Source organism: Aeromonas sp. SrichE-2G (assembly GCF_017939565.1).
Lineage (GTDB): Bacteria > Pseudomonadota > Gammaproteobacteria > Enterobacterales > Aeromonadaceae > Aeromonas > Aeromonas taiwanensis.
This window is the reverse complement of sequence record NZ_JAGKRG010000004.1, coordinates 1324756-1338474: the sequence shown is the minus strand read 5'-3', so window position 1 is coordinate 1338474 and position 13719 is coordinate 1324756. Positions and strand designations below refer to the sequence as shown.

General features: G+C 63.0%; 12 protein-coding genes. 6 read left to right on the top strand and 6 right to left on the bottom strand.

Translation table 11 applies throughout. The features are described from left to right. Window positions 1–53: 53 nt before the first annotated feature. From dnaX to J9885_RS08025, 3 genes are all read right to left on the bottom strand, one after another. Window positions 54–2528 carry a DNA polymerase III subunit gamma/tau gene (gene dnaX / locus J9885_RS08035; RefSeq protein ID WP_210548709.1) on the bottom strand — a complete coding sequence of 825 codons (2475 nt, stop codon included), beginning with the start codon at window positions 2526–2528 and terminating at the stop codon, window positions 54–56. Window positions 2529–2709: 181 nt separating this feature from the next. After that, a complete protein-coding gene (apt, locus tag J9885_RS08030; protein WP_043760588.1) occupies window positions 2710–3255 on the bottom strand; it encodes an adenine phosphoribosyltransferase in 546 nt (181 codons plus the stop codon). Between the two features lie 132 nt (window positions 3256–3387). Next, window positions 3388–3765 carry a YbaN family protein gene (locus J9885_RS08025; RefSeq protein WP_210548707.1) on the bottom strand — a complete coding sequence of 126 codons (378 nt, stop codon included), beginning with the start codon at window positions 3763–3765 and terminating at the stop codon, window positions 3388–3390. A 178-nt stretch (window positions 3766–3943) separates the two neighbouring features. On the opposite strand from J9885_RS08025, the gene dusC reads away from it, so the two are divergent. The 4 genes from dusC to J9885_RS08005 all read left to right on the top strand — a co-directional run bounded on the left by dusC (window position 3944) and on the right by J9885_RS08005 (window position 7263). After that, on the top strand, window positions 3944–4888 hold the full coding sequence (gene dusC, locus J9885_RS08020) for a tRNA dihydrouridine(16) synthase DusC (protein ID WP_210548705.1): 945 nt from the start codon (window positions 3944–3946) through the stop codon (window positions 4886–4888). A gap of 56 nt (window positions 4889–4944) precedes the next feature. Continuing rightward, window positions 4945–5772 (top strand): AraC family transcriptional regulator, encoded by an 828-nt coding sequence (locus tag J9885_RS08015; protein ID WP_210548703.1) that lies wholly within the window; start codon window positions 4945–4947, stop codon window positions 5770–5772. A 75-nt stretch (window positions 5773–5847) separates the two neighbouring features. Further along, window positions 5848–6813, top strand: a complete 966-nt coding sequence (locus J9885_RS08010) for a DMT family transporter (RefSeq protein ID WP_210548700.1) — start codon at window positions 5848–5850, stop codon at window positions 6811–6813. 81 nt (window positions 6814–6894) lie between these two features. Beyond that, the gene (locus tag J9885_RS08005; RefSeq protein WP_043760602.1) at window positions 6895–7263 is read left to right on the top strand and encodes an RNA polymerase-binding protein DksA; all 369 of its coding nucleotides are present in this window, start codon (window positions 6895–6897) and stop codon (window positions 7261–7263) included. Window positions 7264–7426: 163 nt separating this feature from the next. Here the strand turns inward: J9885_RS08005 and J9885_RS08000 are convergent, their stop codons facing one another. Further along, entirely contained in the window at window positions 7427–8083 is a 657-nt protein-coding gene (locus J9885_RS08000) for a response regulator transcription factor (protein ID WP_043808254.1), read from the bottom strand. A 177-nt stretch (window positions 8084–8260) separates the two neighbouring features. On the opposite strand from J9885_RS08000, the gene J9885_RS07995 reads away from it, so the two are divergent. Together J9885_RS07995 and J9885_RS07990 are read left to right on the top strand one after the other, a co-directional pair. Next, window positions 8261–8554, top strand: a complete 294-nt coding sequence (locus J9885_RS07995; RefSeq protein ID WP_210548699.1) for a PilZ domain-containing protein — start codon at window positions 8261–8263, stop codon at window positions 8552–8554. A 222-nt stretch (window positions 8555–8776) separates the two neighbouring features. Continuing rightward, window positions 8777–12262: a VCBS domain-containing protein gene (locus tag J9885_RS07990; protein ID WP_210548697.1), complete on the top strand. Its 3486-nt coding sequence runs from the start codon at window positions 8777–8779 to the stop codon at window positions 12260–12262. Between the two features lie 78 nt (window positions 12263–12340). On the opposite strand, the gene J9885_RS07985 is transcribed toward J9885_RS07990, so the two are convergent. Both J9885_RS07985 and rnd read right to left on the bottom strand, forming a co-directional pair. Further along, window positions 12341–12514: a hypothetical protein gene (locus tag J9885_RS07985; RefSeq protein WP_210548695.1), complete on the bottom strand. Its 174-nt coding sequence runs from the start codon at window positions 12512–12514 to the stop codon at window positions 12341–12343. A gap of 87 nt (window positions 12515–12601) precedes the next feature. Continuing rightward, window positions 12602–13714, bottom strand: coding sequence for a ribonuclease D (rnd, locus tag J9885_RS07980; protein WP_210548693.1), 1113 nt, complete (start codon window positions 13712–13714; stop codon window positions 12602–12604). Window positions 13715–13719: the final 5 nt, after the last annotated feature.

Sequence of the window (13719 nt, the reverse complement as noted above, 5' to 3'; positions counted from 1 at the left end):
CAAAGATCTTTTCAACCGGGGGGCAGCCCCCGGCACGGTTTTTTCATCGCCGCTCAGCGACTCAGGGGCTCGATGCTCTCGGGATGGAGCACGGCGCCGAAGCGCTGCTGCAAGAATTGTACGTTGGGATCGGCCGCCAGATCCCGGCTCACCTGCTCGCGCACCCCGAGATAGAGGCGGTGCTCTATCTCGAGCGGCGTCTCCCGCTCGGGATCCGTGCCGAGAGTCACCTCGATATTCACGGCCCCACCCAGTTCGGGGCCGATGATCTCGGCCAGATCGGCGCGGGCCTTGTCACTCACCAGATGGCGCTGCTCGGGCTTGAGCAGGAGCGATACCCGATCCCCCTCGAAGGTCATCACGGCGTTGATGGCCAGCTGACGCAGCCGGCCGCCCACCCCGGTACGGGCGATGAGTTCGGCCCAGGGGTCGCCGCAGTTGACCAGCAGGGAAGAGGGGATCAGGCGGGCGACCTCCCCCTCCTCCTCGGGTTGCTCGTCACTCTCCAGCGCATCCCAGTCGATGGTCTCCATCACAGGGGCAGGCTGCGGCTCGGGTTCGCCCGGCAGCTCGGGGCCTCTCGGCAACTCGGGTACCACGGGCCGCGGCGCCGGCGCCACCCGCTGAGCCGGTGCGCCGTCCAGATCCCAGGGTGGCAGATCATCTCCCTGGGGAGACGTCTCCGCGGGACGCATCGAGGCTGGCGCCACTGCCGGTGCACTCGGCTCGCCAAAGCCCTGGGCCAGGTACTCTTCATAGTCGTTGCCCCCCTCGTCATAGGCATCGAGAGGGGGAAGATCGTCATAACCTCCCAAAGGCGCTGGTTGAGCTGCTGAGGCCGGCGTCACCTGGGGCGCCGGTGGCACCTCGGCCTGGCGCTGGGGAGCCGGCTTGACCGGTGCCACCCGTGAAGGGGTCGATGGCGCCGTCGCGACCTCGCCTCGCAGCCGGCTGCGCAGCAGATTGCGCTTGCCGAGCAGGCTCTGCATGCTGGAGATCCCCTGGGGCTCGGCAGACTCGACCGGTGCGGCGGTCTCGGGCACTGCCTGTGCTGCGGGGATTTCCTCGTGAAGCTCTGCCTGGGGCTGCGGGGCTGCGCCGACCGGCTCGCGGGTGGCGGCCTCATAACCCATGCCCGCCGCCTCCTGCAGCAGCTCTTCCTGCTCGGCAAACAGGCGTGCGCTCTCCTCGTCGGCGTCGACGGGAACAGGAGTCGCTTCGGCCGTTTCGATGGCGGGCGCTGCCACCGGGGAAGCAATGGCATCAGCCTGTGGGGCAGGCATCACGGTCTCGGCCGGCGGCAGGCTCCCCCCGTGCGGGGCCGGCTCAGCCCCTTGAGGCTTTCCCAGCAGGGTCGATACTGCCTCCCTCCCCGCCGCTGAGGGGACTTGCCCGGCCATGGCTGGCGGCAAGGCCGTCAGGTTGGCAGGATGCATCACCTCACGGCGCGGCGAGAAGGCGAGCATCCGCAGGCAGGTCATCTCCAGCGCGGTACGCCCATCAGGGGCCCAGGGCAGATCCTTGCGCCCCCCCAGCACGATTTGATAGCAGAGCTGCACCTCTTCCGGGCTCATGGCCCGGGCCAGCTGCAGCAGGGCATCGGCATCCGCCCCCTGCTCCTGCACGCTGGCCGGCAGCAGCTGCGCCATGGCCACCCGGTGAAGCAGGGCTTCCAGCTCGGCGTGGAGCTGATCAAAATCCGGCCCCAGGGTGGCAATCTCGGTGATCTTGGCCATGGTAGCCGGGGCATCCTGGCGCAGGATGGCCTCCAGCAGCTGGTGCAGGTGGTGATGATCGAGGGTGCCCAGCATGGTGAGCACGCTGTCCAGCCGCACGCTGCCGTTGCCGTGGGCCAGGGCCTGATCCGTCAGGCTCAGGGCATCGCGCATGCTGCCGTCCGCCGCCTTGGCCAGAGCCAGCAGGGCGCGTGGCTCGAAGGGTTGACCCTCCTGGTCCAGCACCCATTCGAGCTGCCTGGCGATCTGGGTCTGATCCAGACTCTTGAGATGAAACTGCAGGCAGCGCGAGAGGATGGTGATAGGCAGTTTCTGGGGATCCGTGGTCGCCAGCAGGAATTTCACATAGGGGGGCGGCTCTTCCAGGGTCTTGAGCAGGGCGTTGAAGCTGTGGCGCGACAACATGTGCACTTCGTCGATGAGGTACACCTTGAAGCGGCCACGGGCCGGGCGGTACTGGACGTTGTCCAGCAGCTCGCGGGTATCTTCCACCTTGGTACGGGACGCCGCGTCGATCTCCAGCAAGTCGACGAAGTTGCCCTGATCGATCTCGCGACAGGTGTCGCACACGCCGCACGGGTGGCTGCTGATCCCCTGCTCGCAGTTGAGGCTCTTGGCCAGGATGCGGGCGATGGTGGTCTTGCCCACCCCGCGGGTCCCGCTCAGCAGATAGGCGTGATGAAGCCGACCCTGATCCAGGGCGTTGGTCAAGGCGGTCAGCACATGCTGCTGGCCTACCACTTGTTCAAACGTATGGGGGCGCCATTTACGCGCCAGAACCTGATAGCTCATAGATCTCGATGCTGGAAAACGAGGCATTGAGGCAGGATGCTAACACAAATGGGGGGCTGGCTGTATGGCCTATCGGCCGCCTTGGGAGGGATCGCTTGATTTTCAAACCGGTGCCCGTTCAGGCACCGGTTGTCGGCAGATGGCAGCGTGACGAAGCCTGCCTGTCACGCACCTTCGCGGCTCAGGCGCCCGCGAGTTCCACCAGAGAGACCACCTTGACGCCAGCGGCGGTCAGGCGGGCATCGCCACCGAGGGACGGCAGGGAGATGATGAAGGCGGCATCCGCCACTTCCCCGCCGGCACGGCGGATCAACTTGACGGTGGCATCGACGGTACCGCCGGTGGCCAGCAGATCGTCCACGACCAGCACCTTGTCACCGGGCACGATGGCATCGGTGTGCAGCTGCAGGGTGTCAGTACCGTACTCGAGGGCATAGGACTCCTCGATGACGCTGCGGGGCAGCTTGCCCGGCTTGCGTACCGGCACGAACCCCAGCCCCATGGCGTAGGCGACCGGTGCGCCAAAGATGAAGCCGCGGGCCTCGGTGCCGACAATCTTGGTGATCCCTTGATCACGATAATGGTCGGCCAGCAGATCGATGGTGGCCTTGAAGGCCTCGGCGTTCTCGATCAGGCTGGTGATGTCGCGAAACAGGATGCCCGGCTTCGGATAGTCGGGGATGGTCTTGATGCTCGCTTCGATAAACTTCAGGGTATCCGGATTCATTATTTGACCGCTTATTTTTGCGCCCAGACGTGGCGGCTATTGCAATGCCCGCCAGCGGGCAATAAAAAGGCCCGTCATGCAAACAATGACAGGCCGACTCCATAGCATTATTGCCGCAATAGCTTAGGGATTTCACTTCTTCATTGCAACTGGCTCCAGCACCGGCACGCGCATCAACCAGGTGAGCAGGATCACCATTATGACAACGAGCAGCAGCCTCACCCAGGGCAGCGGCACGACCAGCAGTGACACCGAGAAGGAGATCAGGATGAAGATGATGGCCCGACGTCTGGCATGGCGGCGAATGCCGCGATACAGCTGCCAGTCCTCAATGGGGGGCCCGAACCAGGGATGGGCCAGCAGCCAGCTGTGAAACCGGGGAGACGAGCGGGCAAAGAGTGCCGCCGCCAGCAGCATGAAGGGGGTGGTCGGCAACAGGGGCAGGACTATCCCGAGTATCCCGGTGGCGAAGGCGAGCCAGCCCAGGGCCATCAGACACCAGCGTTTCATGGGTACTCCTCTGAAATCTATCTCTGCCTTTAGCCTAACAGAGTTGGCCCAAAAGCTGACAGCCTGGCCCATGCAACGGCAGTCGATTGGGCTCATCGAGTGGGCAGGCGGCTGACAACACCCGCCATTGCCACTACAATCTGCGCTCTTTTTTCTCCCCTTGTCTTCGGAAGCAGCTATGCGCGTTATTTTGGCCCCCATGCAGGGGGTGCTGGATCACCTGATGCGGGAGGTGCTTACCTCCGTCAACGATTACGACCTCTGCGTCAGCGAATTCATCCGGGTAGTCGATCAGCTGCTGCCCGCCAAGGTCTTCCATCGCCTCTGCCCCGAGCTCAAGCAGGATGGCAAGACCCGTGCCGGCACCCCGGTGCGGGTGCAACTGCTGGGCCAGCATCCCGAATGGCTGGCAGAAAACGCGGTGCGCGCCATCGAGCTCGGCTCTCCCGGGGTCGATCTCAACTTCGGCTGCCCCGCCCCCACGGTCAACAAGAGCAAGGGGGGCGCCGTGCTGCTCAAGGAGCCCGAGACCGTCTATCGCATCGTCAAGGCGGTGCGTGAGGCAATTCCCGCCCACTTGCCGGTGAGCGCCAAGATCCGCCTGGGGTACGATGACAAGGAACTCTATCTGGACAATGCCCAGGCCGTCTATCAGGGGGGGGCCGACGAGCTGGCCGTCCATGCCCGCACCAAGCGCGAAGGCTACAAGGCACCTGCCCACTGGGAGTACGTGGACGCCATTCGCCGCGCCCTGCCCATCCCCGTCACCGCCAACGGCGAGATCTGGAACCATGCCGATGCCCTGACCTGCGCCCGGGTCTCCGGTTGCGATGCCCTCATGGTGGGCCGGGGTGCCATCTCCCTGCCCAACCTCGCCAACGTGATGAAAACGGGGTGTGCCCACATGAGCTGGGACGAGGTCTTGCAGCTGATGGTGACCTATACCGAGCAGGATCTGGCGAGCGACAAGGCCGACTACTACCCCAGCCGCATCAAGCAGTGGTTCTCCTACATAGTGCGGGAATACCCCCAGGCCGACGAGCTGTTTCGCCGCATCCGCACCATCAAGACCGCGGACGAGATCCGCGCCGCCCTCGAGCGCGAGTGCGCCGCCCGGGCCTAGTCTTGGCTGCCGCCACCCGGCGGCTTATGATATCGGCACGGTGACAGGAGGTCAGGATGCAGGGCGTACCGGTCAACTTTACCCATCAGCACGACAGGGCCGATTTTCGCGCCCTGCCGGGGCAGCCTGCTACCGAGCTCTACCGCGCCCACATCCAGCACCACATCTTCGATCCCCACAGCCACGAGGGGTTTGGTCTCGGCGTCATCGAGTGCGGTGCCGAGCGCTTTCGCTATCGCGGCAGCCAGCTCCTGGCGGGCCCCGGCAGCCTGGTGCTGATGAACCCCGATGAACTGCACACGGGCGAGGCCGCCTGCGAGCAGGGATGGCGCTACCGCATGCTCTATCTGCCCGCCGATCGACTCGAGGCCATCAGCGGCGAGCGCGGATGGCACTTCGCCGAGGCGGTACTCAGCGACCCGCGCGCCGCGCCCGTCCTGCAGGCGGCCCTCGACGCCCTCTGGCACTGCGACAGCGAACTCGCCGCCGACGGCCTGCTGCTCAACGTGTGCGAGACCCTGCGCCCCCATGCCCGGGCCCTGGCGGCACCGCGCGAAGCGGCCCACCCCCTGGGCCGTGCCATCGACTATATGCAGGCGTACTTCGCCCGCCCCATTACTCTGGCCGAGCTGGCAGGAGCGGTGAACCTCAGTCCCTACCACTTCCAGCGCAGCTTCAAGGCCCGCTTTCACGTCACTCCCCAGCAGATGCTGATGGCCATCCGTCTGCAGCGCGCCAAGGGGTGGCTGGCCGCCGGTCTGCCCGCCGCCGAGGTGGCCGCCGCCTGCGGCCTGGCCGATCAGTCGCACCTCAACCGCGCCTTCCTGCGCCGCTATGGCACCACCCCGGTGCGCTACCAGAAACAGGTGCAGGCCGGCCGTTAAAGCGCAATCTGGTTCAATACGCGGCCCCACCCGCCTGCTAGGCTGACCTCCTTCTTCTCCATTGGATACGTGATCATGTTGCTCGGAGTCTTGTTTGCCCTGCTGGCCGGCCTGATGTGGGGGCTCATCTTCGTCGCCCCCCTGCTGGTGGACGGCTACCCTCCCGCCCTGCTCGCCAGCGGCCGCTACCTCGCCTTCGGCCTTATCGTGCTGCCGCTCGCCTGGCGGGCCCGCAAACGCCTCGCAGCCCTCTCGCCCAGCGACTGGCGCGAGGCCCTCGCCCTCACCCTGGTGGGCAACCTCATCTATTACTTCTGCCTGTCGGGGGCCATCTTGCGCATCGGCTCGCCCCTGGCGGCCATGATCATCGGCACCCTGCCTGTGGTCACCGCCCTGGCCGCCAACCACTTCTATGGCGAGCGGGACGGGCGCCTCTCCCGTGCCCGCCTCTACCCAGCGCTGCTGCTGATGGGGGCCGGCCTCTATCTGGTTAACCGCGCCGAGCTGACCTGGCACGCCGAGGCGCGCACCGAGCAGTTGTTCGGGCTCGCCCTGGCGGTGGCCGCCGTGCTCTGCTGGACCTGGTATCCCCTGCGCAACGCCCGCTGGCTACGCGCACACCCGGGCCGCAGCCCGGCCGTATGGGCTACCGCCCAGGGGCTGGTGACCCTGCCGGTGGCGCTCATCGCCTACCTCGGCAGCCTCGGTCACCTGGCCCTGAGTGCGCCGAAGTTCCCCCTGCCCTTCGGGCCGACGCCTTTGCGCTTCGTGCTGCTGATGGGGGCGGTGGGGCTCTTCTGCTCCTGGCTCGGCACACTGTGCTGGAACGAGGCGAGCCAGCGCCTGCCGACCGTGCTGGTCGGGCCGCTCATCGTATTCGAGACTCTGGCGGGGCTGCTCTACGCCTTCATGCTGCGCGGGGCCATGCCCCCCATGAGTACCCTGATTGGCGTCGTCTGCCTGGTGGTGGGGGTGCTCTACGTGCTCGCCGGCAAGCCGCAACCGCAGCCGGAAAAACGCGCTAAAGCACGGTTAACTTGACTCATGTCATCTTGATAAACTGCTTCTTTCCCTATACTGGCCGGGTTTTATGACTCGTCTTTGGGGGCTGCAGTGTGTGAAGTGACGCAAGCCCGGTTGGCCGAATGGCATGAGCGCCTTCTGACCGACTGGGCGCAAACAAGAGAAGAGCTGATGGGTCAGCTCAAGGCCTGTCGACAAGACGACTGGGCACAGAAGGTGGAGAATTGCGAGCGGGATCAACTGGTGGATCTGACCAGTCGTCTCGATCTGCCCAAGGTGGCGCAGAGTGTGGCGCGCCTCAAGCGGCTCGACGCCGCGCTTTGCCAGATGGATCTCGGACTCTATGGGCTCTGCTCCGACTGCGAGGAGCCGCTCGACATCGACCAGCTTGATCTGGATCCCACCCTGCAGCGCTGCCCGCGCTGTGAAGCCCGCTATCGCAAGGGATTTCACGCCCACGAACTCTGAGGGGGGATACCTCTCCCCTCGTTCATCCCCTGATTGCCCTCCTTGCCAAGGCCCTGCCCGACAGCCCGCAGTGCAGGGAACAACCTCCTTTGCACAGTCCGGATCAGAGTGCGGCGGCTACCGTGAGCCATGCGACCTTGACGGGCCTCCCGGGCCAGCGCTCCTATTCCGTCAACGCATGTTTCTGCGCATAGGCATAGAGCCCCATGCGATTGCGCACCCCCAGCTTGGTGTAGATGGACGTCAGGTGGTTGCGCAGAGTGTGCTCACTGATGTTCAGACGCGCGGCGATCTCCAGCGTGCTCGCATCCAGGCCCAGAGTGATGGCGACGATGGTCTGCCTCTCCTTGCGGGTCAGCCGCGCAATCTTTGCCTGCTCGGCATGACTCGCCCCCCTCTCCCGCGCAATGGTCATCAAAATGCGCTCGGTCGCGGCGCGATCCACCCAGTATTCTCCTCCATGCACCTTGCGGATGGCCTTGCACAGCACCTCGACCGACTCTCGCTTGCTGATGGCACCGCAGGCTCCGGCCAATACTGCTCTGTCCTGCAGATCCATGTCCTCCGTGGTAGCAATGGTCAGCACGCGCACCTGGGTGCCAGAGAGCAAGGAGGAGATCTGCTCCATGCCATTGTTGCCGTCCAGATCGAACAAAACGACATAGGTCTTGCCCGGCGCTATCCACTGCGCGGCCTCGGCGGGATCGGCCACACAGGCGATCACCTTCATCTCGCCGGGCATCGTATTGATCGCCCCGCACAACCCCCATGCGACTATCGGCAAGTCGCAGACCAAGATCACCTCGATGATGGCGTCCATACCCGGCTCTCCAAGCGCTGACAACGATGTGACAGGCATCCAGCCTGACAACAGTTTCCCCCTCTTAAACTAGTCGAAATATCCTGGTTTTGTCCTAAGTCAAACAGCACTTTGTCCCGTATAAATCGGTCGGATTTTTCCATGTTTCGGCGCAAGCCCCTGACCTAGGCTATCTGCATGACAACGCCAACCCACACCAATGCTCGTCGGCATGAGCGCGTCGCGGCGGTGCTGCCAATCCGGCTCTCGGGCCAGACGGGCTACACCCGGGACATCAGCATCGGCGGCTGTTACCTGCAACTCGAGGCCGCGGCCATGACTGACTGCGACGTCTGCTTCGAGCTCGACATGGGCATGACTCACGGCGTCATGACGATGCGCTGCTGCGGGCAGGTGATGAGACGGGAACAAGAGGGCTGTCTGACCGGGATAGCGGTCAAGATCAAGGAAATGCAACTGCTGGTGAAATAACCCCGATAGTTGCCAAGTGCGCGAACAGGTTGCCATGGAGGCAATCTGAAAATCTGAAGTTAAGGAGAGCAGAGATGGCCACCACGACAGACGGCGGAACCGTTACCTCATTTTCCAATACCCCCCAAGCCAGGAAGGCCTGCCTCGTGGCAACCCATGACCACCCACTGCAAGACCTCGCCCACAACGGCGCCGTGAGTATCAGCATGCAGGAGGTGGCTCATGACTAACGTCACCGGTACCAACATGGACGACACCCTGATTCTCGGTTCGGGGAACGACATCATCAATGCAGGCAGCGGCAACGACCTCGTTGAAGGCGGTGCGGGCAACGACAAGATCAGTGGCGGCAGCGGCGGCGACACCCTCGATGGCGGCAGCGGCAATGACACCCTCAACGGCGACTCGGGCAATGACATCCTCATCTATAACCTGAACGAGAATATCAGCGGCTCGAAGGATGTCTACACCGGTGGGTCAGGCATCGACACGATACGGCTCGAATTGACCCAGGATCAGTGGACTGATTCCAGCGTTCGCGCAGAATTGCAGCGCTATGTGGACTTTTTGTCGAAAGTAAAGATGAATACTAACGGTGAGGTGTCAAACGGCAGCGCCAGCGACTTCGTCTTCAATTTCGCCAACGGCACCACGCTGACGGTACAGATGATGGAGAAGCTCGAGGTCTACGTTCAGGGCTCGCCCGGCGGGAAGTATGAGTCCTTTGACTACCTTTCAGCCCTGATCACCGGCACGAGCACGGCCGAGCTGACCGAAAGCAACGCAACTATGACAGCCAGTGGCCAATTGTTCGCCGACGACTTCGACAACCCCGACAATGTGTTCCAGGCTCAGACCAACGTGGCCAGCAGCAACGGCTACGGCACCTTCAGCATCGATGCCAACGGCGCCTGGACCTACACGTTGAACGACGCCCACGACGAGTTCAAGGAGGGCCTGGACTACAACGACTCATTCACGGTGAAGACGGCCGACGGCACCGAGCAGGTGGTGACCGTCACCATTCACGGCACCAACGACGCCGCCGTGCTGTCCGGCGACACTGCCAACCTGACCGAGACCAATGCCGTCCTGATCACCACCGGTACCCTGACCATCTCCGATGTCGACAGCGATGAAACCTTCGTCGCGCAGACCGGCACCGTCGGCAACTACGGCACCTTCGTCATCGGCACCGATGGCGCCTGGACCTACACCGCCGACTCGGCACACAACGCGTTCGTCAAGGACGAGGTCTACACCGACACCTTCACTGTGGTCAGTGCCGACGGCACCGAAACCTCGGTGACCATCAACATCACCGGCACCAACGATGCCGCCGTGCTGTCCGCCGACACTGCCAACCTGACCGAGACCAATGCCGTCCTGATCACCACCGGTACCCTGACCATCTCCGATGTCGACAGCGATGAAACCTTCATCGCACAGACCGGCACCGTCGGCAACTACGGCACCTTCATCATCGGCACCGATGGCGCCTGGACCTACACCGCCGACTCGGCACACAACGCGTTCGTCAAGGACGAGGTCTACACCGACACCTTCACTGTGGTCAGTGCCGATGGCACCGAAACCTCGGTGACCATCAACATCACCGGCACCAACGACGCCGCCGTGCTGTCCGCCGACACAGCCAACCTGACCGAGACCAATGCCGTCCTGATCACCACCGGTACCCTGACCATCTCCGATGTCGACAGCGATGAAACCTTCATCGCACAGACCGGCACCGTCGGCAACTACGGCACCTTCATCATCGGCACCGATGGCGCCTGGACCTACACCGCCGACTCGGCACACAACGCGTTCGTCAAGGACGAGGTCTACACCGACACCTTCACTGTGGTCAGTGCCGATGGCACCGAAACCTCGGTGACCATCAACATCACCGGCACCAACGACGCCGCCGTGCTGTCCGCCGACACAGCCAACCTGACCGAGACCAATGCCGTCCTGATCACCACCGGTACCCTGACCATCTCCGATGTCGACAGCGATGAAACCTTCGTCGCGCAGACCGGCACCGTCGGCAACTACGGCACCTTCGTCATCGGCACCGATGGCGCCTGGACCTACACCGCCGACTCGGCACACAACGCGTTCGTCAAGGACGAGGTCTACACCGACACCTTCACTGTGGTCAGTGCCGACGGCACCGAAACCTCGGTGACCATCAACATCACCGGCACCAACGATGCCGCCGTGCTGTCCGCCGACACTGCCAACCTGACCGAGACCAATGCCGTCCTGATCACCACCGGTACCCTGACCATCTCCGATGTCGACAGCGATGAAACCTTCATCGCGCAGACCGGCACCGTCGGCAACTACGGCACCTTCATCATCGGCACCGATGGCGCCTGGGCCTTCACCGCCAACAGCGCGTTCAACCAGCTCAATGTCGGCGACTCCGTCACCGAAACCTACAACGTCACCAGCATCGACGGCACCCCCAGCACCGTGCAGATCACCATCAACGGTACCAACGACGTTCCAACTATTGCTGGAGCTTCGGCCGGAAGCGTTCAGGAGGACACCAATGTCGTGGGCGGTCAACTGACAGCTAGTGGCTCTCTCACTATCGTCGATGTGGACTCCGGCCAGTCGAGCTTCCGACCTCAAGCATCGGTAGCCGGAACCTATGGCACCTTCACGTTGACGGCCGCCGGAGCCTGGACCTATTCGGTAAACAACAGCCTGGCGGCAATCCAGGCGCTGAATACCGGGCAATCGCTGAGCGACAGCTTCCAGGCCGTATCGCAAGATGGCAGTGCAGCGCAGTTGGTTAGCGTGACCATCCAGGGTCTTAATGACACCACTTCCCTAAGCGGAACTACTGGCAAAGATATCTACAGCTTCAGCGCTACGGGCAGCGGCGCCTATACGATCACCGACCCGGGCAGCACCAACGATACAATTCAGATCACCGGCGTCGACAGCAAGCTCAGCACGCTGAACTTCGAGAAGCTCGGCAGCAACCTGCTGATCGAGATCGGTGATCAGGATATCACCGTTCTCAACCACTACAGTGCATCCGGCAATGCGATCGAAAGCATCACCTTCGACGTCGGACAGAGCTACTTCGGCTACGCGCTGAGCGGAACCTACAACATCCAAACCGGCAGCAACTTTGACGCTGGTAACGGTGGCAGCAACGATGTCGTCGCTGGCACCTCTGGCAGTCAGACCATCGACGGCGGCGGTGGGGCCAGTGGTCGGGACCTGTTGTTTGGCAACGCGGGCAACGATACGCTGTCCGGGCAAAACGACGACGACTTACTGATCGGCGGTGGCGGCAATGACATCCTGAACGGCAACGACGGTAACGATCTGCTGATCGGTGGAACTGGCAACGATTCTCTCACCGGCGGTGCAGGCGCCGACCGCTTCGTATTTGCCGAAGTCGGCACGCTCAACCTGGACTCGGTGCTCGACTACAGCTTTAGCCAAGGTGATACCCTCGATCTGTCGACGCTGCTGGACGCCAATTTTACCAACACCAGCCAAGTGTCCGACTTCGTCAAGTTGACCCAAACCGGCAGCAACGTCACCGTACAGGTGGACACCGATGGCAGTGCTGGCGGCGCCAACTTCGTGGACGTCGCTTCGCTGACCAATTACGGCACCAGCGGTAGTGACGTCGTGAAGATCCTATTCGAGGGGAGTGACCATCTGATGAGCATATAGCGGCGCCATCGGGGGAGTCAGAATATAGTGCTGACGAATTCCACCAGTGACCCACTGACGGTCGATGGGAATAATGCATCAACCAATTAATAGGCTGACGCTGATCAAGCACAGGTTGAACATCGTATAAATACTCAGCATTGAGCTGAACGATACTGCGGGGGGACCGGCTTCCAGGATCTGGTCATGTTGCAGGGCTCCACAGGGCTGCATCTCGACGAGCTGCAGCAGCAAGGCAATCTGCTGACCCACGGATAAACCCGACTCACCCAATCCGAATAAGCAAAAGCCCCGGCAGCACGGACTGCCGGGGCTTTTTTGATCACAAAGGGGGGGCCATTACTGCGCCAGCAGGTGGCCCACCAGCTCATGGCGCCAGCCTTGCAGCAGCATGGGCTTGTCCGCCCGGGCCCGCTCTTCCTCGTTCATGCGCCAGCTCCAGGTGAAGTACTGGTGGATGATCTTCTTGCTCGCCACCAGCTCCGGCGGAATGTTGCTGGCCTTGGCCTTCTCCTCCACCATGGCCTTGATGCGCTTGAGCTCGGCCTTGTACTGGGGGAAGTCCACCAACCGACGGATGGGCTCTGGCCAGCTCTCGGGGTCGCTCTGCTGGGCGGCGGCGACGATGTCCAGCATCCGCTTGCCGTGGATCTTGATCTCGATGGGAGAGAGCCCCAGCTCGTTGAGATCCCGCAGCGACCCGGGCCTGCGCTCCGCCACCTTGAACAGGTGCAGCTCTTTGACCACGAAGTTGAGGGCGAGATCCCGGCGCACCGCCTCTTGCTGGCGCCAGGCGGCCAGCTCACGCAAGATGGCCAGCTCGCGGCGACCCAGTTGCCAGGCGTTGACGATCTCGAGATAAGCCTGGCGGGGATCGCTGCCCTGGGTCTTGCGGGCGGAGTGGTTCTGGCACTCCTGCTCGAACCAGGCGAACTTGCCGCTCTCACGCAGCTTGCTCATCACCTTGGCGTAGAGGGGCATCAGATAGAAGACGTCGGCGGCTGCGTATTCCAGCTGACGAGGGGTGAGCGGACGAGCCAGCCAGTCGGTACGGGCCTGATCCTTCTCGAGCTCGACCCCGAGAAACTCGTTGACCAGGGCGCCAAAGCCCACCGAAACACCATGGCCCAGGAAGGCTGCCGCCAGCTGGGTGTCGTGCATCTGGTTCGGCAGATGGCCCGCCTGATGCTGGATAAGCTCAAGATCCTCGCCGGAGGCGTGCAAAATGGCGATCTGCCCTGCCCGGCCGAGACGTTGCCACAAAGCGGAGAGATCGAGCGTCAGGGGATCCAGCAGGGCGAGACGCTCGCCGTCATAGATCTGGAACAGACCGAGCTGGGGATAGTAGGTACGGGTGCGAACGAATTCGGTATCGATGGCCAGGGGAACGTCGGCCAGAGAAGCGAGATACTGATCCAGTTCGGCTTGCTGTGAAATGAGTTGATATTGCATCGTTG

Bases quoted from the DNA above. Each gene is read 5' to 3' on its own strand.
- J9885_RS08010 (WP_210548700.1), top strand. From the start codon at position 5,848: ATGTTGCTCGGAGTCTTGTTTGCCCTGCTGGCCGGCCTGATGTGGGGG.
- J9885_RS08025 (WP_210548707.1), bottom strand. From the start codon at position 3,765: ATGAAACGCTGGTGTCTGATGGCCCTGGGCTGGCTCGCCTTCGCCACC.
- dnaX (WP_210548709.1), bottom strand. From the start codon at position 2,528: ATGAGCTATCAGGTTCTGGCGCGTAAATGGCGCCCCCATACGTTTGAA.
- J9885_RS07990 (WP_210548697.1), top strand. From the start codon at position 8,777: ATGACTAACGTCACCGGTACCAACATGGACGACACCCTGATTCTCGGT.
- rnd (WP_210548693.1), bottom strand. From the start codon at position 13,714: ATGCAATATCAACTCATTTCACAGCAAGCCGAACTGGATCAGTATCTC.
- apt (WP_043760588.1), bottom strand. From the start codon at position 3,255: ATGAATCCGGATACCCTGAAGTTTATCGAAGCGAGCATCAAGACCATC.
- dusC (WP_210548705.1), top strand. From the start codon at position 3,944: ATGCGCGTTATTTTGGCCCCCATGCAGGGGGTGCTGGATCACCTGATG.
- J9885_RS08000 (WP_043808254.1), bottom strand. From the start codon at position 8,083: ATGGACGCCATCATCGAGGTGATCTTGGTCTGCGACTTGCCGATAGTC.
- J9885_RS08015 (WP_210548703.1), top strand. From the start codon at position 4,945: ATGCAGGGCGTACCGGTCAACTTTACCCATCAGCACGACAGGGCCGAT.
- J9885_RS07995 (WP_210548699.1), top strand. From the start codon at position 8,261: ATGACAACGCCAACCCACACCAATGCTCGTCGGCATGAGCGCGTCGCG.